This window comes from Streptomyces sp. NPDC006879 (genome assembly GCF_042869595.1).
GTDB lineage: Bacteria > Actinomycetota > Actinomycetes > Streptomycetales > Streptomycetaceae > Streptomyces.
In genome coordinates this window covers 57,704-78,202 of sequence record NZ_JBIAGC010000027.1, presented here as the reverse complement: position 1 = coordinate 78,202, position 20,499 = coordinate 57,704, and the positions used below count along the sequence as shown (strand labels likewise).

General features: G+C 66.7%; 16 protein-coding genes and 1 pseudogene. 8 read left to right on the top strand and 9 right to left on the bottom strand.

Annotated elements, in window-relative coordinates; genetic code table 11:
- Positions 1–192 precede the first annotated feature (192 nt).
- Positions 193–381, bottom strand: a pseudogene (locus tag ACFYMC_RS20105) (LysR family transcriptional regulator); the annotation flags it as partial.
- A gap of 219 nt (positions 382–600) precedes the next feature.
- Entirely contained in the window at positions 601–2,082 is a 1,482-nt protein-coding gene (dnaB, locus tag ACFYMC_RS20100; RefSeq protein ID WP_388526906.1) for a replicative DNA helicase, read from the bottom strand.
- Between the two features lie 468 nt (positions 2,083–2,550).
- Here dnaB and ACFYMC_RS20095 point away from each other — a divergent pair, with 468 nt between their 5' ends.
- On the top strand, positions 2,551–3,888 hold the full coding sequence (locus ACFYMC_RS20095; protein ID WP_388526903.1) for an MATE family efflux transporter: 1,338 nt from the start codon (positions 2,551–2,553) through the stop codon (positions 3,886–3,888).
- A gap of 129 nt (positions 3,889–4,017) precedes the next feature.
- Here ACFYMC_RS20095 and rplI read toward each other — a convergent pair whose 3' ends face one another.
- From rplI to rpsF, 4 genes are all read right to left on the bottom strand, one after another.
- On the bottom strand, positions 4,018–4,464 hold the full coding sequence (rplI, locus tag ACFYMC_RS20090) for a 50S ribosomal protein L9 (protein ID WP_388526900.1): 447 nt from the start codon (positions 4,462–4,464) through the stop codon (positions 4,018–4,020).
- Between the two features lie 18 nt (positions 4,465–4,482).
- Positions 4,483–4,719 (bottom strand): 30S ribosomal protein S18, encoded by a 237-nt coding sequence (gene rpsR / locus ACFYMC_RS20085; protein ID WP_005315025.1) that lies wholly within the window; start codon positions 4,717–4,719, stop codon positions 4,483–4,485.
- 42 nt (positions 4,720–4,761) lie between these two features.
- Entirely contained in the window at positions 4,762–5,358 is a 597-nt protein-coding gene (locus ACFYMC_RS20080; RefSeq protein WP_388526897.1) for a single-stranded DNA-binding protein, read from the bottom strand.
- Between the two features lie 78 nt (positions 5,359–5,436).
- Complete coding sequence (rpsF, locus tag ACFYMC_RS20075) at positions 5,437–5,727, bottom strand: 30S ribosomal protein S6 (RefSeq protein ID WP_004950685.1); 291 nt, start codon at positions 5,725–5,727, stop codon at positions 5,437–5,439.
- 258 nt (positions 5,728–5,985) lie between these two features.
- On the opposite strand from rpsF, the gene ACFYMC_RS20070 reads away from it, so the two are divergent.
- The 3 genes from ACFYMC_RS20070 (at position 5,986) to ACFYMC_RS20060 (ending at position 8,616) form a co-directional block, all read left to right on the top strand.
- Positions 5,986–6,300 carry a hypothetical protein gene (locus tag ACFYMC_RS20070; protein ID WP_388526894.1) on the top strand — a complete coding sequence of 105 codons (315 nt, stop codon included), beginning with the start codon at positions 5,986–5,988 and terminating at the stop codon, positions 6,298–6,300.
- A 95-nt stretch (positions 6,301–6,395) separates the two neighbouring features.
- Positions 6,396–7,514, top strand: a complete 1,119-nt coding sequence (locus ACFYMC_RS20065; RefSeq protein WP_388526892.1) for a lipid II:glycine glycyltransferase FemX — start codon at positions 6,396–6,398, stop codon at positions 7,512–7,514.
- A 70-nt stretch (positions 7,515–7,584) separates the two neighbouring features.
- A complete protein-coding gene (locus tag ACFYMC_RS20060) occupies positions 7,585–8,616 on the top strand; it encodes an alanine racemase (protein ID WP_388526890.1) in 1,032 nt (343 codons plus the stop codon).
- 29 nt (positions 8,617–8,645) lie between these two features.
- Here ACFYMC_RS20060 and ACFYMC_RS20055 read toward each other — a convergent pair whose 3' ends face one another.
- Both ACFYMC_RS20055 and ACFYMC_RS20050 read right to left on the bottom strand, forming a co-directional pair.
- Positions 8,646–10,115: a glycosyltransferase family 87 protein gene (locus ACFYMC_RS20055; RefSeq protein ID WP_388526887.1), complete on the bottom strand. Its 1,470-nt coding sequence runs from the start codon at positions 10,113–10,115 to the stop codon at positions 8,646–8,648.
- Positions 10,116–10,211: 96 nt separating this feature from the next.
- A complete protein-coding gene (locus tag ACFYMC_RS20050; RefSeq protein WP_388526884.1) occupies positions 10,212–12,851 on the bottom strand; it encodes a transglycosylase domain-containing protein in 2,640 nt (879 codons plus the stop codon).
- A 312-nt stretch (positions 12,852–13,163) separates the two neighbouring features.
- Here ACFYMC_RS20050 and ACFYMC_RS20045 point away from each other — a divergent pair, with 312 nt between their 5' ends.
- The 3 genes from ACFYMC_RS20045 (at position 13,164) to ACFYMC_RS20035 (ending at position 16,438) form a co-directional block, all read left to right on the top strand.
- Positions 13,164–13,766 (top strand): helix-turn-helix transcriptional regulator, encoded by a 603-nt coding sequence (locus ACFYMC_RS20045; protein WP_388526881.1) that lies wholly within the window; start codon positions 13,164–13,166, stop codon positions 13,764–13,766.
- 58 nt (positions 13,767–13,824) lie between these two features.
- Positions 13,825–14,907: an inositol-3-phosphate synthase gene (locus tag ACFYMC_RS20040; protein ID WP_388526878.1), complete on the top strand. Its 1,083-nt coding sequence runs from the start codon at positions 13,825–13,827 to the stop codon at positions 14,905–14,907.
- A 253-nt stretch (positions 14,908–15,160) separates the two neighbouring features.
- On the top strand, positions 15,161–16,438 hold the full coding sequence (locus tag ACFYMC_RS20035) for an MFS transporter (RefSeq protein WP_388526876.1): 1,278 nt from the start codon (positions 15,161–15,163) through the stop codon (positions 16,436–16,438).
- Between the two features lie 74 nt (positions 16,439–16,512).
- Here the strand turns inward: ACFYMC_RS20035 and ACFYMC_RS20030 are convergent, their stop codons facing one another.
- Positions 16,513–18,000: a CCA tRNA nucleotidyltransferase gene (locus tag ACFYMC_RS20030; protein ID WP_388526873.1), complete on the bottom strand. Its 1,488-nt coding sequence runs from the start codon at positions 17,998–18,000 to the stop codon at positions 16,513–16,515.
- Positions 18,001–18,198: 198 nt separating this feature from the next.
- Here ACFYMC_RS20030 and ACFYMC_RS20025 point away from each other — a divergent pair, with 198 nt between their 5' ends.
- The gene (locus tag ACFYMC_RS20025; RefSeq protein WP_388526871.1) at positions 18,199–20,469 is read left to right on the top strand and encodes a DUF6049 family protein; all 2,271 of its coding nucleotides are present in this window, start codon (positions 18,199–18,201) and stop codon (positions 20,467–20,469) included.
- Positions 20,470–20,499: the final 30 nt, after the last annotated feature.

Sequence of the window (20,499 nt, the reverse complement as noted above, 5' to 3'; positions counted from 1 at the left end):
GCTACATCACCCCACTCGAAACCCGGGTCCGACTGCAACGCGACTTCACCCCCGCAGCGTAAGTTTCCGCTGTCCACGGTCACGGGGGAGCTTCAAACTGTGCAATGTCGTGACCTGGGATTCTATGGTTGTCTCACGACTTGGCCGGGGTATCTCGTCTCGCCGTCGTGTCATTTCCTCAGCCGCGATCTTCTAGGCGGCCTCGACGACACGCTTCCCGAACCGGGTCCGCTTCATGGCCGTGCCGCGTTCGGCTCGTTCGAAGAGGGGCAGTGCGAGGTCCGCTTCGAGGCGGTTGGTCTGGATCACCAGGGTGGACTGGTGGATGCCGAGGTCTCGGGCAGCTTGGGTGAGGGCGGGATAGGTCCGGGCTGCCAGGAAGCGGGAGAGCCTCCGGCGTGCGTATGAGCTGGTGAGCGCTTTGCGAGGGGTGGCGGGGAGAGCGTCGGCTTCGTCGGCGGTGCGGAGGGCGGTCTGGTGGCTGGCACCGCCACCCGGCCGGAGGGGACGGCCACATCAATGCCGTCCACATGCAGCTGACTCTGAGATCAGGAAGCGGGATTTGAGGCCCTTCATTTCAGACCCTACAAAAGCCCGCCCCTACGTCTGGGCCATGTCCACGAAGCGCGAGTAGTGCCCCTGGAACGCCACCGTGATCGTCGCGGTCGGGCCGTTACGGTGCTTGGCCACGATCAGATCCGCTTCGCCGGCCCTGGGCGACTCCTTCTCGTACGCGTCCTCGCGGTGCAGCAGGATGACCATGTCGGCGTCCTGCTCGATCGAGCCGGACTCACGCAGGTCGGAGACCATCGGCTTCTTGTCGGTGCGCTGTTCGGGTCCACGGTTCAGCTGGGACAGTGCGATCACCGGGACCTCAAGCTCCTTCGCCAGCAGCTTGAGGTTTCGTGACATGTCAGAGACCTCCTGTTGGCGGCTCTCGGGGCGGCGAGCGCCTCCGGATTGCATCAGCTGGAGGTAGTCGATGACGACCAACTGGAGGTCGTTGCGCTGCTTGAGTCTTCGACACTTGGCTCGGATCTCCATCATCGACAGGTTCGGGGAGTCGTCGATGTAGAGCGGGGCGGCCGAGACATCCGGCATCCGGCGGGCCAGCCTCGTCCAGTCGTCGTCCGTCATGGTGCCCGAGCGCATGTGGTGCAGCGCCACTCTGGCTTCCGCCGAGAGCAGTCGCATCGCGATCTCGTTGCGGCCCATTTCGAGGGAGAAGATCACGCTCGGGAGGTTGCTCTTGATCGAACAGGCCCGGGCGAAGTCGAGTGCCAGGGTGGACTTACCCATCGCCGGACGGGCGGCGATGACGATCATCTGTCCCGGGTGAAGGCCGTTCGTGAGCGAGTCCAGGTCGGTGAAGCCCGTCGGCACTCCGGACATCTGGCCGCTACGGGAGCCGATGGCCTCGATTTCGTCGAGGGCCCCCTCCATGATGTCGCCCAGCGGAAGGTAGTCCTCGGAGGTCCGCTGCTCGGTGACGGCGTAGATCTCGGCCTGGGCACTGTTGACGATCTCGTCGACGTCGCCGTCCGCCGCGTAGCCCATCTGTGTGATCTTCGTGCCGGCGGTGACCAGCCGTCGCAGCACCGCCCGCTCGCGCACGATCTCGGCGTAGTACTCGGCATTGGCCGCTGTGGGCACTGACTGGACGAGGGTGTGCAGGTAGGAGGCCCCACCGACCTTGGTGATCTCCCCGCGCTTGGTGAGCTCCGCACCTACGGTGATGGGGTCTGCGGGCTCCCCCTTGGCGTAGAGGTCGAGGATCGCCTGGTAGATCGTCTCGTGCGACGGACGGTAGAAGTCATTGCCCTTCAGGACTTCGACCACGTCGGCGATCGCGTCCTTGGACAGGAGCATGCCGCCCAGTACGGACTGCTCGGCGTCCAGGTCCTGCGGAGGCACTCGCTCGAAGCCGCTGCCGCCCGAGTCCCACGACCCGCCCTCGCTGCCGCGCTCGTGCTGTTCCTCGCCGCGTCCGCGGCCCTCACTGCGTCGCGGCCGTGAGACGGGGAGACGGTCGCTGGGGCCGCTATCGGCCCAGGGGTCGTCCATGGGCTCGGCGATGCTCACCGGGCACCTCCTCCCGTCCGCTGCGCGGACCTCGCCGTGTCACTCTTTCTACGACACCGCTCTGACATATGAGGCGCCCGAATCCGCTTCCGAACGAGGTTCTGAGAAGGATCCGGAGACCGGACTCAGGAGGCAGGCACCGCTCAACGGTAGGGGTGTCGGCGACGTCAGCCAATCTGGTTATCCACAGGGCGTGTGGACGACATGTGGATGACGGCGCCTTTGCTGTGGGTAAGTCGGTCCATCCTGTGTACGGACCGGGGGACAGCGCTGTGGACAAAATCACCGGAGCCCCTCACGCACCCATGGTGACCTGGGCTTTCTTCATCCACCGGCTGTGGGGGAGAAAAACTTGGGAACGCATTTCAAGATCACCTCGAACGGCGCTCCGGCGCGTCGTTCGAGCGGCAATCGGTAAGGACTCTTTAAGGGTTGAGTCTGTTACCTGTGGAAGATTAGATTGAGCGTATGACACAGGCCCCCGCAGCCACGGCGACAGGCCGGAGACGGCACGACCGGGAGATCGTCTCCCTCGCAGTCCCGGCCTTCGGCGCGCTGGTCGCCGAGCCCCTCTTCGTCCTGGTCGACAGTGCTGTCGTCGGCCACCTCGGTACCAGGCAACTAGCCGGCCTGGGGATCTCCGCGGCTCTCCTGACGACCGCTGTCAGCGTCTTCGTCTTCCTTGCCTACGCCACGACCGCCGCCGTTGCCCGCCGGGTAGGGGCAGGCGACATGACCGCCGCGATCCGCCAAGGCATGGACGGCATCTGGCTCGCCCTGCTGCTGGGCACGGCAGTGGCCGCAACAGCTCTCCCTACTGCCCCGTGGCTGGTGTCCCTCCTCGGCGCCTCCGACACGGCGAGCCCCTACGCCGTGACCTACCTGCGCATCTCCGTGCTCGGCATCCCGGCCATGCTCGTCGTCCTGGCAGCGACCGGTGTCCTACGCGGTCTCCAGGACACCCGCACTCCCCTGTACGTGGCCATCGCCGGATTCAGCGCCAACGCGCTCCTCAGCGTGGGCTTGGTCTACGGCGCCGGTCTGGGGATCGCAGGATCTGCTTGGGGCACCGTGATCGCCCAGTGCGCCATGGCCACCGTCTATCTCATCGTGGTCGTCCGCGGCGCACGGCGGCACGGCGCTTCGCTCCGCCCCGACAGCGCGGGAATCCGTGCCTGCGCGCAAGCGGGAGCACCCCTCCTGGTCCGCACGCTGTCACTGCGGGCAGTACTGATCATCGCGACCTTCGTGGCCGCCGGTCTGGGGGACACCGAGGTCGCAGCTCATCAGATCCTGCTCTCGCTGTGGAGTCTCCTGGCCTTCGCCCTGGACGCGATCGCCATCGCCGGGCAATCCATCATCGGTCGCTATCTGGGCGCCGGAGATGTCGAGGGCGCCCAGGCCGTCTGCCGCCGCATGGTGCAGTGGGGCATAGCCGCCGGGGTGATCCTCGGCGCACTGGTCATCGCTGCGCGCCCGCTCTTCGTCCCCCTCTTCACCGGGGACCCAACCGTGCGGACCGCGCTGGTGCCCGCTCTCTTGGTGATCGCCCTGTCACAGCCGATCAGCGGAGTGGTCTTCGTACTCGACGGCGTTCTCATGGGAGCGGGAGACGGTCCTTATCTGGCATGGGCGATGCTCCTGACCCTCGGCGTCTTCGCCCCCGCCGCGCTCCTCGTTCCCTCGGTGGGCGGTGGCCTCACCGCCCTGTGGTGCGCGATGACCTTGATGATGCTGGTTCGGATGCTCACGCTGCAGCTGCGCGCTCAGTCGGGCCGCTGGTTGGTGACGGGCGCCACCCGATGAGGCTGTGTTTCACGTGAAACGGACAGTGCTCTTCGCTGTTTCACGTGAAACAGCGAAGAGCACCAAGACGAGAGGGCCGCCCCCATGGGGTGCGGCCCTCTCCACGCCCCTCAGAGGAGCGCGATGTGCTTACGCAGCGACGACCTCAAGGCCGACGTTCGCAGCCACGTCAGCGTGCAGGCGCACGGAGACCTGGTACGAGCCGAGGGTCTTGATCGGCGCGGCGAGCTCGACGCGGCGCTTGTCCACCTTCGGGCCGCCAGCAGCCTCGATCGCCGTGGCGATGTCAGCCGGGGTAACGGAACCGAAGAGGCGGCCGGCGTCACCCGAGCGGGTCACGAGGCGGACCTTGACGCCCTCAAGCTTGGCCTTGACCTCGTTGGCCTGCTCGATGGTCGCGATCTCGTGGATCTTGCGGGCACGACGGATCTGCGCGACGTCCTTCTCGCCACCCTTGGTCCAGCGGATCGCGAAACCACGCGGGACCAGGTAGTTGCGAGCGTAGCCGTCCTTGACCTCGACGACGTCACCGGCGCCACCGAGGCCGGAGACCTCGTGGGTGAGGATGATCTTCATTAGTTGGTCACCCTTCCCTTATCGCGCGGTGGACGTGTAGGGCAGCAGCGCCATCTCACGGCTGTTCTTGACGGCCGTGGCGACGTCACGCTGGTGCTGCGTGCAGTTGCCGGTCACGCGACGGGCACGGATCTTGCCGCGGTCGGAAATGAACTTCCGCAGCATGTTCGTGTCCTTGTAGTCCACGTAAGCGGTCTTGTCCTTGCAGAACGCGCAGACCTTCTTCTTAGGCTTGCGCACAGGCGGCTTCGCCATGGTGTTTCTCCTGTGTGATCAAGAAGTGGGGAACGGGCTGCCCTAGAAGGGCGGCTCGTCCGAGTAGCCGCCACCGGAGCCAGAGCCACCGGAGCCGCCGGAGCTACCGCCCCAACCGCCCTGCTGACCGCCGCCGGCCGGGGCGCTGGACGCCCACGGGTCGTCGGAGGGAGCTCCGCCGCCCTGCGGTGCGCCGCCGCCGGGGGCTCCGCCCCAGCTGCCGCCCTGCTGACCGCCGCCCGATCCGCCGCCGTATCCACCCTGGCCACCGCGACCCGTGGTCTTGGTGACCTTGGCCGTGGCGTTGCGAAGACTGGGGCCGACTTCCTCGACGTCCAGCTCGTAGACCGTGCGCTTGACTCCGTCACGGTCCTCGTAGGACCGCTGCTTCAGTCGCCCCTGCACGACGACACGCATGCCTCGCTGGAGCGACTCGGCGACGTTCTCCGCCGCCTGGCGCCACACCGAGCAGGTCAGGAACAGGCTTTCGCCGTCCTTCCACTCATTGGTCTGGCGATCGAAGGTACGGGGGGTCGACGCGACACGGAACTTCGCGACTGCCGCCCCGGACGGGGTGAAACGCAGCTCGGGGTCGTCGACGAGATTGCCGACGACCGTGATGACGGTCTCGCCTGCCATGGATGAACCTCTCGGCGGGGATTTCTGCTGGCTGCTTGGTTACTGCTACTCGAACCCGATGACTTCTGAGCTAGGTGCTCAGTGGGTCTCGGGACGGAGGACCTTGGTCCGGAGGACCGACTCGTTCAGGTTCATCTGGCGGTCGAGCTCCTTGACGACCGCAGGCTCGGCCTGCAGGTCGATGACCGAGTAGATGCCCTCGGGCTTCTTCTTGATCTCGTAAGCGAGACGACGACGGCCCCAGGTGTCGACCTTCTCGACCTTTCCGTTGCCCTCACGGACGACGGAGAGGAAGTTCTCGATCAGGGGGGAGACAGCGCGCTCCTCCAGATCGGGGTCGAGGATGACCATCACCTCGTAGTGACGCATGTGGAACCCACCTCCTTTGGACTCAGCGGCCACGGTCGTTCCGTGGCAGGAGGGTCGTGATGCGTGAGCGCTGGTGTCTGGGCAGACACCAGTGCAGACCGTACAGAGTACCTGCTCGCGCCCGTCCGGTTGAAATCCGGCGGAGGTGGGCCACAATCTGTACACATCGGGTGTGCGCGGTGCTATGCCCGCGGACCGAGGCCGTCCAGGCTGGAGGTACGGGACGCACCGTTCCCTCTATTGCCAGGAGGTGCCCTCATGGCACAGGCAAACGCTCCCCACTCCTCCATCTCGCTGCTCGCGACCGACGGCAAGTCGCATCCCCTCCAGGACACGCTGCTGGCCGTCACCCTCGTCTTGGGCGCGGTGGCGTTCGTCACCTCGTTCTTCTACGGACTGCACCTTCTGAGCTCATGGGCCGGGCTGATCGGAATCCTGACCGGCGCCTACGGGCAGTTCATCTCGGAGACGACACGCGAGCGCTTCGCGTTGATCATCGGGCTCGGCGCCTCCGCCTTCGGGTTCTTCCTCGGCATGGCGCACGGCGGTCTCTTCGGCGGCGTGATCGGTTAGCGGCGCTCAGGGCGATCGGGCTCGTCAGGGGCGCTCTTCCAGCTCGCAGTAGGCTTCGCGCCATACCCAGCGAAGTCGCCGGAGGAGCGCCCCGCATGAGCTTGTCCCTGAGGACCATCAGCCGAGAGCAGCATCTGGCTTATATCCAGAGCCTGCCCGCGGCGAGCCACTGCCAGGTCCCGGCGTGGGCCGACGTCAAGAATGAGTGGCGGTCGGAGAACCTGGGCTGGTTCGACGAATCCGGCGAACTCGTCGGTGCGGCCCTGGTCTTGTACCGCCAGCTGCCCAAGGTGAAGAGGTACTTGGCCTACCTGCCGGAGGGCCCGGTCATCAACTGGTTCGCTCCGAACCTGGAGCAGTGGCTGGAGCCGATGCTGGCCCACCTGAAGCAGCAGGGGGCGTTCACGGTCAAGATGGGGCCGCCGGTGGTGATCCGCCGTTGGAACGCCACCGCCATCAAGGCGGGCATCCAGGACCCCGAAGTCAAGCGACTGCGGGATGTCGAGGCGACGCACATCGAGCCGCGTGCCTTCGAGGTGTCGGACAAGTTGCGCCGGATGGGATGGCAGCAGAGCGAGGACGGCGGCGCCGGCTTCGGTGACGTACAACCGCGCTACGTGTTCCAGGTACCGCTCGCGAACCGCTCCTTGGACGATGTCCTCAAGGGCTTCAACCAGCTGTGGCGCCGCAACATCAAGAAGGCCGACAAGGCCGGCGTCGAGGTGGTCCAGGGCGGCTACGAGGACCTGCCGGTGTGGCAGCAGTTGTACGAAGTGACAGCTGAGCGCGACAAGTTCCGCCCCCGCCCGCTGAGCTACTTCCAGCGCCAGTGGACGGCCCTCAACTCCGAGGACCCCAATCGCATGCGCCTGTACATTGCGGTGCATGAGGGAGAACCCCTGGCCGCCGCCACCATGCTGACGGTGGGCCACCACGTCTGGTACTCCTACGGGGCTTCGGCCAATCACAAGCGCGAGGTGCGGCCCTCGAACGCGATGCAGTGGCGGATGCTACGCGATGCCTATGCACTGGGCGCCAGCGTCTACGACCTTCGAGGCATCAGCGACTCGTTGGACGAGAACGACCACCTGTTCGGTCTGATCCAGTTCAAGGTCGGCACCGGTGGGGAAGCCGTGGAGTACGTCGGAGAGTGGGACTTCCCGCTCAACAAACTGCTGCACAAGGCGCTGGACATCTACATGTCGCGCCGTTGATGCCGCAGTCTTGAGGGGGTTGCATCCCCAGCCCCACCCCGTACTTTTTCGAGAGAGGTTCCGTCAGGTCATGGCGCTCACGCTCTACGTCGACACCGCGCGCTGGCGTGCGCACCACAAGCAGGTGCAAGAGCAGTTCCCGGGGATGATCCCGGTCTGCAAGGGAAACGGCTACGGCTTCGGCCACGAGCGGCTCGCCGAGGAGGCGACCCGGCTCGGCGCCGATGTACTGGCCGTGGGCACCACTTACGAGGCCGCCACCATCAAGGACTGGTTCAGCGGGGATCTCCTCGTGCTGACCCCGTTCCGTCGGGGCGAGGAGCCGGTGCCACTGCCGGACCGGGTCATCCGATCGGTGTCCTCGCTCGACGGGGTGCGGTCGCTGGTCGGTGTGCGGGTCGTCATCGAGTGCATGAGCTCGATGAAACGCCACGGCGTCAGTGAACAGGACCTGAGCCAGTTGGTGGGTGCGATCGAAGACGTCCGCCTGGAGGGCTTCGCCCTTCACCTGCCGCTGGACCGGCCGGACGGCTCGGACGCCGTGGAGGAGGTCATCGGCTGGATGGACCGGCTGCGTGCCGCCCGGCTTCCGCTGCACACCATGTTCGTGAGTCACCTACGGGCCGAGGAGTTGGAGCGGCTGCGCCAGCAGTTCCCGCAGACCAGGTTCCGTGCCAGGATCGGCACCCGGTTGTGGCTGGGTGATCACGAGGCGACGGAGTACCGGGGGGCGGTACTGGACGTCACCCGGGTGGCCAAGGGCGACCGCTTCGGCTACCGCCAACAAAAGGCGGCTTCGGACGGCTGGCTGGTGGTGGTGGCCGGCGGAACCTCACACGGCGTCGGCCTGGAGGCCCCGAAGGCGATGCACGGCGTGATGCCGCGGGCCAAGGGAGTGGCCCGGGCGGGCCTGGCGACGGTCAATCGCAATCTCTCGCCGTTCGTGTGGGCGGGCAAGCAGCGGTGGTTCGCGGAGCCCCCACACATGCAGGTGTCGATCCTCTTCGTCCCCTCGGAGGCCGAGGAACCCAAGGTCGGTGACGAACTGGTGGCGCACCTACGGCACACCACCACGCAGTTCGACCGGGTCGTGGACCGTTAGGAGATCGCTGGAGTCGGCCGCGCCGCGGGTCAGTCCCGGGCGACCGGGACACCCCAGCCCACCCGGGCTCCGGTGTCCTCGGGCGCGACCGGCTGCGGTTGGCCTGCCGGCGCGGCCCTCAGGGTGAAGACGTCGGGCGCGTTGTCGAGGACTCCCCCGGAAGGGTCGTCGGAGCCGTCCTGGCGCACCACGTCCCGTTCGGGCTTGAGGATGTCGCGCACGACCACCCCGCACAGGTAGAGCGTGCCGAGCAGGTGCGCCGCGATCGCGAGCTGGTACCCCTCGGTGGGCAAGCCCTGATGGCTGTCGCCACTGGTGGTGTAGGCGAGGTACATCCAGATACCGAGGAAGTAGAGCACTTCACCGGTCTGCCAGATGAGGAAGTCGCGCCAGCGCGGCCGGGCCAGTGCGGCCAGCGGGATCAGCCACAGCACGTACTGCGGTGAGTAGACCTTGTTGGCCAGGATGAAGACGGCGACGACCAAGAAGGCCACTTGGGCCAGCCGGGGCCTGCGCGGTGCCGTCAGGACGAGGAGGCCGATGCCCGCGCACAGCACCAGGGTGAGCAGCGTGGCGTAGACGTTGGCATCGGTCAGGGGGTTTCCCGTGCGCTGCGAGATGATCAGCCAGAGCGAGCCGAAGTCGACGGGCCGTTCCCGGCTGAAGGTGTAGAACTTCTTCCACCCCTGCGGGGCGAGCAGCATGACGGGGACGTTCACCACGAGCCAGGAGGCGACGGCCCCTCCGAGGGCCGAGCCGTAGGCCCGCCAGGCGCCGGCCCGCCAGCACAGGACAAACAGTGGCCCGAGGATGAGGACCGGGTAGAGCTTGGCTGCCGTCGCGAGGCCGATGAGAACACCGAAGGCCAGGGCCCGGCCCCGGGACCACATCAGGAGGGCGGCGGCGGTGAGGGCGACGGCGAGCAGGTCCCAGTTGATGGTTGCGGTCAGCGCGAACGCAGGCGCCAGGGCGAGCAGGAGGGCGTCCCAGGGCCGGCGGTGGTGGGTGCGGGCGACACAGACGGCGATCACCGCGGCGCAGACCATCAGCAGGCCGGCGTTGACCATCCAGTACAGCTGCTCCCGGTGCTGGAGCTCACCACTGCCGGGCGTCATCCAGGCGGCGACCTCCATGAACAGGCCGGTGAGCACCGGGTACTCCAGGTACTGCATATCGCCGGGCAGCCGGTCGAAGTAGGGCACCAGGCCCTCGGAGAACCCGCGCGCCAGGTAGAGGTGCGGAATATCGGAGTAGCAGGCGTGGGTGTACTGGGAGCCCGCTCCGCGGAACCAGGCCCAGTTGTAGCAGGGCAGCTTCTGCACCATGCCGAGGGCGAACATGCCCAGGGCGGTGAGGACGACGACACGCACCGGAGTGAGCCAGTGGCCACCCAGACGGGCGTAGCGGCCGATGGGTCCGCCCAGTAGTTCACTGCCGGCGGCGGCCACCTCGTCCTGCCTGGTCGGCAGCACGGGGCCGTCCTGGTGCTCCATGGTCATGGGGGCCATCCTGCCGTACGGAGCCGGGGATGCGCTGAGGGCCGCCGCACCTGTGGTGCGGCGGCCCTCCTGGCGGTCGGTGAACGACCCCTCGGGCTACGGTTGGTCCTCCGTCGGGCCGCCGATCAGTCCCCCGCTGTCGCTGCCGGGTCGGCTGGGTCGGGCGCTGCGGGTACTGGTGGGCGTGGGGCTGGACGAGGGCCCGCCGATGGCGTCCCCGTCCGCGCCCTCGTCCGTGCCGGCGACGGCGCCTTCGTCGGTACCGCCGGCGTCACCGCAGTCCCACTTCCAGGGCTTGCAACTGGGGCGCGGCTTGGCGCTCGAACGCGAGGGGGACGGCTCGGGGGACTCCTCCGGCTCTTCCGTGGTGGGGGATTCCTTCGGTTCCAGGGACTTCGAGGGGGTCGGGGAGGGTGCACCGAGCGAGTCGGCGCGCTCGCCGATGTCCTCTGCCTCCGGGAAGTCCTCGACCGGCTGCCCCTTCAGAGCGGCCTTCATGTACTCGGTCCAGATCTCGGCGGGGATGTCACCACCGTGGATCGAGGGAACTCCGCCGGTGTTGTTCATCGACAGCAGTTCTTTGTCCTTGCTGTTCGGGTCCGTGCGGAAGAGGGTGACGGCCGTGGACAGTTGCGGGGTGTAGCCGACGAACCAGGCCGACTTGTTCTTGTCGGTGGTTCCGGTCTTGCCGGCAGCGGGTCGGCCGAGCTTGCGGGCCTTGGTTCCGGTGCCGTTCTCGACGACGTTCTCCAACACCTTGGTGATGTTGTCGGCGATGGAGTTGTCCATGGCCCGCTGGGACTCGGGCTTCCCGAATCCGGTGAGCTTGATCCCGTCTTTGCGGACCTCCTTCACCGAGTAGGGCTCGTGGTGGGTGCCGGAGGCGGCGAAGGTGGCGTAGGAGTCGGCCATCCGGATGGCGCTGGGGGTGGAGGTGCCGAGCGCGAAGGAGGCGTTGTTGTTGGGGTCCATGGACTCCTTGAGGATGCCGGTGGACTCCGCGACCTTTCGGATCTTGTCGTGGCCGACGTCGAAACCGAGTTGGACGAACGGCGTGTTGATCGAGTCTTCCATCGCCTTGGTGAGCGTCACGTAGCCGTACCGGGTCGTTCCCTCGTTCTTCTGGCGGAAGGGCTTTCCGTCGTTGCCCATCACCGGATCGCCGAACCGGTTCTTGATCACGATCAGGTCGTTGCCGTTGTACTTACTGTCCTGGGAGATGCCGCCGTCGGAGTTCTGGGTGCCGTACTCCATGGCTGCTGCCAACACGTACGGCTTCCAGGTCGAGCCGACCGGCACGCCGGTCGTGTTCGCGTTGTTGGAGAAGTGCTTCTTGTCCATGCCCGCGCCGCCGTAGAGGGCCACGATCGCCCCGTTCGAGGGGTCCACCGAGGCGGCGCCGAACTGGACGAACCGGTCCTCATCACGGCGCTCAGGGTTGAGGAAGTCCTCCCGGGTCTTGTCCACGGCCTTGGCGAGCGCGTTGACCTTCTTCTTGTCGAAGGTGGTGTAGATCCGGTAGCCGCCGAGTTCGAGGTCCTTGATGTCGAGGTTCTTCGCCTTCATGACATAGGACTTGGCGGTCTCCACCAGGTAGCCGGTCTGGCCGGCCAGCGACTGGGCCTCGGTCGAGGGTGCCAGCTGTGGGAATTCCTGGTGCTTGGCGCGCTCGTCCGGCGTCATCAGGCCCACCTTGACCTCGCGGTCCAGGATCCACTTCCAGCGGGCCTGGGCCCGCTTGGTGTTCGCCTCCGGGGTGGCCGCGGAGCCGATGCCGCCATCCGGATTGTAGAGGTTGGGGCCCTTGAGGAGATTGGCGAGGAAGGCGCTCTGCGAGGGGTCCAGCTTATTGCTGTCGACCTTGAAGTAGGCCTGGGCAGCCGCCTGGATACCGTACGCTCCGCGGCCGAAGTAGGCGGTGTTGAGGTAGCCCGCGAGGATGTCGTTCTTGTCCGCGGTGGCACCGAGCTTTATTGAGATGAAGAGCTCGGTGACCTTGCGCTTGATCGTCTGGTCTTGCTCCAGGTAGGTGTTCTTCACGTACTGCTGGGTGATCGTCGAGCCACCCTGAGTGGACTGCCCGCGGAGCATGTTGACCACCGCACGGGCGATGCCCTTCGGGTCCACGCCGTGGTCGTCGCGGAAGGTCTCGTTCTCGGCGGCGATCACCGCGTCCTGCATGGTGCGGGGGATCTGGTCGATCGTGACGTTCTGTCGGTTTCGCTGACCGCCGGTCGCGGCCATCTGGGTGCCGTCGGACCAGTAGAAGACGTTGTTCTGCGCTTGGGCCATCGCATTGGCGTTGGGCGTACCGACCATGGCGAACGCGATGCCGGTGCCGGCCAGCAGGATGGCGAAGAACCCGAAGAGCGTGCCCGAAACCAGCTTCCAGGAGGGCATGAAACGCTTCCAGCCGTCCTGGTCGGAGCGCGGGTAGTTGATGAAGCGCTTGTCGGGCGTCTTACGGCCTCGCCCGGGCTCGGCGCCCCGTCTACGCCCTGCCCCTCCGCGCTGCGCGGCTCTACGGGCCTCGGCTCGGCCACCGTACGGCTGTTCCTGCCCGGGGGAGGCCTGATGGCCGTAGGGGCCGGGTGACGAACCGTAGGGGCCGGAAGGCGATCCGGTCGGGACGTCCCGTCCCGGCTCCGCGCGACGGCCGGTGCGCGGCGGCTGCGCGGCCCGGCGGGCCGCGGCGCGTCCGCCTGACTGCTGCGGTTTGCGACGGTGCTCGCTCATCGAACGACTACTCCTCGGGCAGGCGCGATCGCCTGGAAGCGGCAGGTGATTTCCAGTCCCCCCGACGTGCGCCCGTCCCGTTGCGGGGATGCGGTCGCACGGGTCTGCATGGCGCACAGACTACGCACGGTCAAAACCCAACCAGTGCCGAAGTTCACCCCAAATCAGGCAACTTACCCCCATCGAATTGATGATGTGATGCCGGTCACCAGGTATGGCCTTGTCGTGTGCGACAGCCCGTTCTATCGTCTGGATGTATCGAGCCGATACATCGTCTCGGCATAAAGGGTCAGGGCGTGAGGAGGCGAAGACGTGAGCAGGCGCTCCGGCATCCTCGAATTCGCCGTCCTCGGCCTGCTGCGTGAATCCCCCATGCATGGCTATGAGCTGCGCAAACGGCTCAACACCTCGTTGGGGGTGTTCCGGGCGTTCAGTTACGGAACGCTCTATCCCTGCCTCAAGACGCTGGTCGCCAACGGCTGGTTGATCGAGGAGCCCGGCAGCGCCCCGGAAGACGCCCTCGCTGCATCGCTCGCAGGGCGCCGAGCCAAGATCGTCTACCGGTTGACGGCCGAGGGGAAGGAGCATTTCGAGGAGCTCCTCTCCCACACCGGACCGGACACCTGGGAGGACGAGTCATTCGCCGCCCGCTTCGCCTTCTTCGGTCAGACCGAACGCGAAGTGCGGATGCGCGTACTGGAGGGCCGGCGTAGCCGGCTGGAGGAGCGCTTGGAGAAGATGCGCGCCTCCCTCGCCCGCACCCGCGAGCGCCTCGACGACTACACGCTTGAGCTCCAGCGACACGGCATGGAGTCCGTGGAGCGCGAAGTGCGCTGGCTGAACGAGCTCATCGAGAGCGAACGGGCGGGACGTGATCGGCGACGATCCGAATCGCCCGACGACACCGCAAAGTGAGGCCCTGCACACCGCAGGGGCTCAACTGGAACACTGAGAACAACAGGGAGCAACCGGAATGGGTTCGGTTCGCGTAGCCATCGTCGGCGTAGGAAACTGCGCCGCCTCGCTGGTGCAGGGCGTCGAGTACTACAAGGACGCCGACCCGGCGGCCAAGGTCCCGGGTCTGATGCACGTCCAGTTCGGCGACTACCACGTCCGCGACGTCGAGTTCGTCGCCGCCTTCGACGTCGACGCGAAGAAGGTCGGCCTCGACCTCGCGGACGCCATCGGTGCCAGCGAGAACAACACCATCAAGATCTGTGACGTCCCGGCGTCCGGTGTGACCGTTCAGCGCGGCCACACCCTCGATGGCCTCGGCAAGTACTACCGGGCCACCATCGAGGAGTCCCCCGAGACTCCCGTGGACGTGGTTCAGGTGCTCAAGGACCGTGAGGTGGACGTTCTCGTCTGCTACCTCCCCGTCGGATCCGAAGACGCCGCGAAGTTCTACGCGCAGTGCGCCATCGACGCCAAGGTCGCCTTCGTCAACGCCCTCCCGGTCTTCATCGCCGGCACCAAGGAGTGGGCGGACAAGTTCACCGAGGCCGGTGTCCCGATCGTCGGCGACGACATCAAGTCCCAGGTCGGTGCGACCATCACGCACCGCGTGATGGCGAAGCTCTTCGAGGACCGTGGCGTGGTCCTGGAGCGCACCATGCAGCTGAACGTCGGCGGCAACATGGACTTCAAGAACATGTTGGAGCGCGAGCGCCTGGAGTCCAAGAAGATCTCCAAGACGCAGGCCGTCACCTCCCAGATCCCCGACCGGGACCTGGGCGAGAAGAACGTCCACATCGGCCCGTCCGACTACGTCGCCTGGCTCGACGACCGCAAGTGGGCGTACGTGCGTCTTGAGGGCCGTGCCTTCGGTGACGTCCCCCTGAACCTGGAGTACAAGCTCGAGGTGTGGGACTCGCCGAACTCCGCGGGTGTCATCATCGACGCGCTGCGCGCCGCGAAGATCGCCAAGGACCGGGGCATCGGTGGCCCGATCCTCTCCGCGTCCTCGTACTTCATGAAGTCGCCGCCGGTCCAGTACTTCGACGACGAGGCCCGCGAGAACATCGAGAAGTTCATCAAGGGCGAGGTCGAGCGCTAGTACGCCCCGAGCCGGCCAGGACAACGAGGTCGCAGCCCGTTACGACAGGCTGCGACCTCGTCGCCGGTCAGGATCGGCTTCGAAGTCGGTGCACCGGTCCCGACCCGCGGCACAGGGTTCTCCTCCGCTCCACTCAGCCTGACGAAAAACACAAAGGCCCTCGCCTTTCGAGCCCCCGGGGTTTGCCTGTTCTTCCCGCGGAAGGTCCCAGAGGCGTGTCCACAGGCCCCTCACCTGTGTGACGCTGTTCCACATGCCTGTCGTGGGTGATCTACGTGCGCTGCTGCACCTGCGGTACTTCCGCCGCCTCCTCGCCGTACGACTGCTGTCCCAGGCAGCCGATGGCGTGTACCAGGTCGCCCTCGCCACCTATGTGGTCTTCTCTCCCGAGAAGCAGACGTCACCGGCGGCCATCGCCTCGGCCATGGCCGTCCTGCTCCTTCCCTATTCGGTCATCGGCCCCTTCACGGGTGTGCTGCTGGACCGCTGGCGCCGCCGTCAGGTCTTCTTCCTGGGCAACCTGCTCCGCTCCGCGTTGGCCCTCGGCACCGCCGCCCTGATCGTCACGTCCGCGCCCGACTGGCTGTTCTACTTCTCGGCCCTCTGCGTCACGGCGGTCAACCGCTTCGTCCTGGCTGGGCTGTCAGCTGCCCTGCCGAGGGTGGTGGGGCCGGAGCAGCTGGTGATCGCCAATGCCCTCTCCCCGACCGCAGGGACACTGGCGGCCACCCTCGGCGGGGGGCTCGCCTTTGGGGTGGGGCTCCTGACCGCCGGCTCCAACACCGTGGTGGTGGTGCTCGGCGCCCTGCTGTACCTCAGCTCAGCCCTCGCCTCGCTGCGGCTTCCCCTCGATCTCCTGGGTCCGGACCAAGTGACCGACCGCACCCCTCCTACGCTGGCTACGGCGGCGCAGATCGGCGTTCGTGACATGACCGACGGGCTGCGTCACCTCCGCACGCATACGGATGCTGCGCGTGCCTTGACCTCGATGACACTGCTTCGGTTCTGCTACGGAGCACTCACGGTGATGCTGCTCATGCTGTGCAGGTACGCATGGTCCAACACCGAGTCAGAGGGCTTGGCCCTGCTGGGGCTGGCCGTGGGCGTCTCGGGAGGGGGCTTCTTCACCGCGGCGGTGGTGACACCATGGGCCGTACGAAGGCTGGACACCCGCCGCTGGATCGCTCTCCTCGCTTCCTGTGCCGCGATTCTGGTGCCGGCCCTCGGCCTACCCTTCGCTCCACACCCCATGCTGATCGCCGCCTTCTTCCTCGGCCTGGTCACCCAGGGAGCCAAGATCGCCACTGATACGGCGGTACAGGCCTCGGTGGACGACGCCTTCCGGGGCCGTGTGTTCGCCGTCTATGACGTGCTCTTCAACGTTGCCTTTGTGGGTGCAGCCGCCGTCGCAGCCCTGATGCTTCCGCCCGATGGCCGCTCTCCCGCACTCATGTTGGTCGTGGCGGCGATCTACGGCGGCGTCGGGGCATGGATGTTTCACGTGAAACCCTCACACCCTGCTTCCCGCTAAGGGGTGTCCCCCGCTGGGTGGATGTTTCACGTGAAACGTCCACCCAGCGGCTCGGGTCTCACCCGAGGAGAACTTCAGCCTTGAGCAGCCCACCAGGTCCTGAGCGCTTCAGCAGCGGCCTCAGGACCCATCGGGCCGTTCTCCAGACGCAGCTCCATGAGGAACCCGTAGGCCCGGCCCACCTCGGGGCCCGGACGGACCCCCAGGATCTGCATGATCTCGTTGCCGTCGAGATCGGGGCGGATCGCGTCGAGCTCCTCCTGCTCCTTCAGCTCCGTGATCCGGTCCTCCAAGCCGTCGTACGCCCGCCAGAGCGCGTTGGCCTTGCGCTTGTTCCGCGTGGTGCAGTCAGAACGCGTCAGCTTGTGGAGCCGCTCCAGCATTGGGCCGGCGTCGCGTACGTAGCGACGAACCGCGGAGTCGGTCCATTCCCCGGTCCCGTAACCGTGGAACCGTAGGTGCAGCTCGACGAGGCGGGAGACATCCCTGACCATGTCGTTGCTGTACTTCAGGGCGGTCATTCGCTTCTTGGTCATCTTCGCGCCCACCACCTCATGGTGATGGAAGGAGACCCGGCCATCGCCCTCGAAACGGCGGGTGCGGGGCTTGCCGATGTCATGAAGCAGGGCTGCCAGTCGCAGTACCAGGTCCGGCCCCTCTTCCTCCAGATCCATCGCCTGCTCCAGCACGATCAAGGAATGGTCGTAGACGTCCTTGTGCCGGTGATGTTCGTCGCTTTCCAGCCGGAGGGCGGGCAGTTCCGGAAGGATCCGGTCAGCGAGCCCGGTGTCCACCAGCAAACCCAAACCCTTACGGGGGTGGGCGGAGAGCAGCAGCTTGTTCAGCTCGTCGCGCACCCGCTCCGCGGAGACGATCTCGATGCGCTCGGCCATCTCCTTCATGCCCGAAACGACCTCGGGTGCCAACTCGAAGTCGAGCTGAGCAGCGAAACGAGCTGCGCGCAACATGCGCAGCGGATCATCGGAGAACGACTCCTGAGGCGTGCCGGGCGTACGAAGCACCCGCGCGGCAAGGTCCTCAAGACCGCCGTGCGGGTCGATGAACTCCTTTTCCGGGAGCGCCACGGCCATGGCGTTCACCGTGAAGTCCCGGCGGACCAGGTCCTCCTCGATCGATTCGCCGTAGGACACCTCGGGCTTGCGCGAGGTGCGGTCATAGGCCTCGGACCGATAGGTGGTGATCTCGATCTGGAAACGACGTGGTGCAGCGGGAGCCCCCGCCCCGTCAGCCGCCTCGCTGGAGTCCTTCTGGGCACCGACCGTGCCGAAAGCGATGCCTACGTCCCAGACCGCGTCCGCCCACGGGCGGACGATCTTCAGCACGTCCTCGGGATGGGCATCCGTGGTGAAGTCGAGATCGTTACCAAGACGCCCCAGCAACGCGTCCCTGACGGAGCCCCCAACCAGCGCAAGGCTGAAGCCGGCTTCCTGGAACCGGCGGGCAAGATCGTCGGCAACCGGGGAGACCCGCAGCAATTCACTCACTGCACGGTGCTGCACCTGGCTCAGGGCACTGGGATTGTCTTCATTGGCGTTCGGCACAACAGAAAAGGGTACGTGGCCCGCCCGCCGGCGGGCGCTCCCTTTCCGCTCGTGGGCAGCGCAGACCGCCGCGAGAGGGTTGAAGCCCGCTCCGCGATCATGTGGAGCAGTCCGCGGCACTCGCGCACAGCGGGCCTCGTTACCATTCCTGGACGCACAACCGACGACCACTGACGAAGACAAGGGACGGGCGAGCGCGTGGCCGAGGCGGCAGACTTCCAGGGGACGCCCCCCGCTCCTGCCCGCCGCCGCTGGCTGCGGCGCGCTGTGGTTCTCCTCGCGGGGACACCGGTGCTCGCCGGCCTGGTCTACGTGCCAGCCGCCTCCGCAGCGCCCGAGGCCGAGGCCGCGGGCGGAACCCGAGTCGATGTGTCTGTGGACACCATCACGCCCCAGGCTCCGGTCGAGGGCGACACCGTGACCATCTCGGGCACCCTGACCAACAAGGGCCGCGAGACCGTTACCGACGCCCATGTCGGGCTGCGCATCGGTCCGGTACTGAACAGTCGGGACTCCATCGACGCCGCAGCCGAGCGTGGCGCCTTCCGCCCTGGGACCGACCCCGCGGAGATCGGTGAACCCTACGAGGTCGAGATCGACACGCTCCTGTCGAAGGTGGCCCGACCCTTCAGCCTGAAGGTCCCGGTGGAGGAGCTGGGCCTTGATGAGGCCGGTGTCTACCAGCTGGGCGTCTCCGTCTCCGGGGAGACCGAGACACGCCGTTACGAGCAGGTACTCGGCATCGAGCGGACCTTCCTCCCCTGGCAGCCGGAGGCCATGGAGAACAGGTCACAGCTCACCTATGTCTGGCCGCTGATCTCCACTGCTCACGTGACCGCCGAAACCGGATCGGACGAGCAGCAGACGCCCGTCTTCTCTGATGACGAACTCGCCTCCGAGCTCGCCCCCGGTGGTCGGCTCGAACAGCTCGTCTCCCTGGGCAGTCAGCTCGACGTCACCTGGCTGATCGACCCGGACCTGCTGGCGAGTGCCGACGCCATGGCCCAGCGGGACTACCAGGTCCGTACCGCTGACGGTGGGCTCGTTCCCGGCACCGGTAGGGCGGTGGCGGCCCAGTGGTTGGGCTCCCTCGAAGCCGCCGTGCAGGGCAAGAAGGTGGTCGCGCTGCCCTTCGCCGACCCGGATCTGGCTTCCCTCGCTCATCAGGGCAAGAAGGTTTCGGGGGCGCTCTCGCAGTTGCGGCCGGCGACCGAGAAGGCGGGTCAGGCCGTGGAGACCATCCTCCACGTGACCCCCTCCACCGACTTCGCCTGGCCCGTCGACGGCGCCATCGATCCCGCCGTCGTCAATGTCGCGACCTCGGCAGGGGCCCACTACGTGCTGGCTCGCTCCGACAGCCTCCGGGAGACCCGGGGGCTCGGCTACACGCCGAGTTCTGCCCGACCCATCGGTGGGGGCACGACTGCCGTCGTCGCCGATGAACGGCTGTCCAAGGCGTTCCAAGGCGATATGTCGCGGGCCGAAACCTCCACGCTGGCCGTGCAGCGCTTTCTGGCCCAGAGCCTGGCCCTGAGCCTCCAGGACACCGACGACCAGCGCAGCATCGTGGTCACCCCCCAGCGGATGCCCACCGCTGCCCAGGCGCAGACCATGGCCGCGGCACTGCGTGAGATGAAGGCGAACCGCTGGACCCAGCCGGTGGACCTGGAGACGGCTGCCAAAGCCAAGCCGGACCCGGGTGCCACCACCACCGTTCCCAGCACAGGTCGATACCCGGCGTCCCTCCGCAAGAGCGAGCTTCCCCGTACCGCGTTCGAGGAGATCCACTCCACGGGGACCACCCTGAACCACTTCCAGGTGATCCTTTCCTACCCCCAGCGGGTCGGGATCCCCTTCGGGAACACCGTGGACCGTGAGATGTCCACCTCGTGGCGTGGTCGGGCAGCCCAGGCCCGCGACTACCGCAGGAGCACTCAGGAGTACCTGATCAGCCTGACCCGGAAGGTCCAGCTGATCCCCAAGTCGGACGCGATGCTCTCCGGACGCAGTGCCACGATCCCCGTCACGGTGCAGAACAGCCTGGTGCAGGACGTGGAACGGCTCGTCCTACGTCTGAAGTCCGGCAACGCGACCAGGCTGAAGTTCAACGGAAAGGCACAGGCCGAACAGAGCATCCGCGTCCAGGGCGGCCACAGCCAGTCGTTCAAGTTCGAAGCGAGCGCCAGTGCCAGCGGACCCATCGAGGTGACCGCCCAACTTTTCACCGAGGATGGCGTTGCCTACGGCGAACCGCGTACCTTCACCGTCGAGGCCACCGAGATCACCGCCACCGTCATGTTCGTCATCGCCGGAGGAATGCTCCTGCTGGTCCTCGCAGGAATCCGGATGTACAAATCCCGCAAGCGGGCAGCGGCCAGGGCCGTGGACGGGCAGCCGAGTGACCCGATGCCGGACACCGGACCGGAAAACGGCAACACATCCAGCCCGGGTGAGAAAGTGAACCGTTGAGCGATGTCGTGGCCGGCCGGCCTGGGGACG

What these genes read in the sequence shown, in the direction of transcription:
- ACFYMC_RS20095 (WP_388526903.1), top strand. Translation starts at nt 2,551, where the DNA reads ATGACACAGGCCCCCGCAGCCACGGCGACAGGCCGGAGACGGCACGAC.
- rplI (WP_388526900.1), bottom strand. Translation starts at nt 4,464, where the DNA reads ATGAAGATCATCCTCACCCACGAGGTCTCCGGCCTCGGTGGCGCCGGT.
- rpsR (WP_005315025.1), bottom strand. Translation starts at nt 4,719, where the DNA reads ATGGCGAAGCCGCCTGTGCGCAAGCCTAAGAAGAAGGTCTGCGCGTTC.
- ACFYMC_RS20080 (WP_388526897.1), bottom strand. Translation starts at nt 5,358, where the DNA reads ATGGCAGGCGAGACCGTCATCACGGTCGTCGGCAATCTCGTCGACGAC.
- rpsF (WP_004950685.1), bottom strand. Translation starts at nt 5,727, where the DNA reads ATGCGTCACTACGAGGTGATGGTCATCCTCGACCCCGATCTGGAGGAG.
- ACFYMC_RS20070 (WP_388526894.1), top strand. Translation starts at nt 5,986, where the DNA reads ATGGCACAGGCAAACGCTCCCCACTCCTCCATCTCGCTGCTCGCGACC.
- ACFYMC_RS20065 (WP_388526892.1), top strand. Translation starts at nt 6,396, where the DNA reads ATGAGCTTGTCCCTGAGGACCATCAGCCGAGAGCAGCATCTGGCTTAT.
- ACFYMC_RS20060 (WP_388526890.1), top strand. Translation starts at nt 7,585, where the DNA reads ATGGCGCTCACGCTCTACGTCGACACCGCGCGCTGGCGTGCGCACCAC.
- ACFYMC_RS20055 (WP_388526887.1), bottom strand. Translation starts at nt 10,115, where the DNA reads ATGACCATGGAGCACCAGGACGGCCCCGTGCTGCCGACCAGGCAGGAC.
- ACFYMC_RS20050 (WP_388526884.1), bottom strand. Translation starts at nt 12,851, where the DNA reads ATGAGCGAGCACCGTCGCAAACCGCAGCAGTCAGGCGGACGCGCCGCG.
- ACFYMC_RS20040 (WP_388526878.1), top strand. Translation starts at nt 13,825, where the DNA reads ATGGGTTCGGTTCGCGTAGCCATCGTCGGCGTAGGAAACTGCGCCGCC.
- ACFYMC_RS20035 (WP_388526876.1), top strand. Translation starts at nt 15,161, where the DNA reads ATGCCTGTCGTGGGTGATCTACGTGCGCTGCTGCACCTGCGGTACTTC.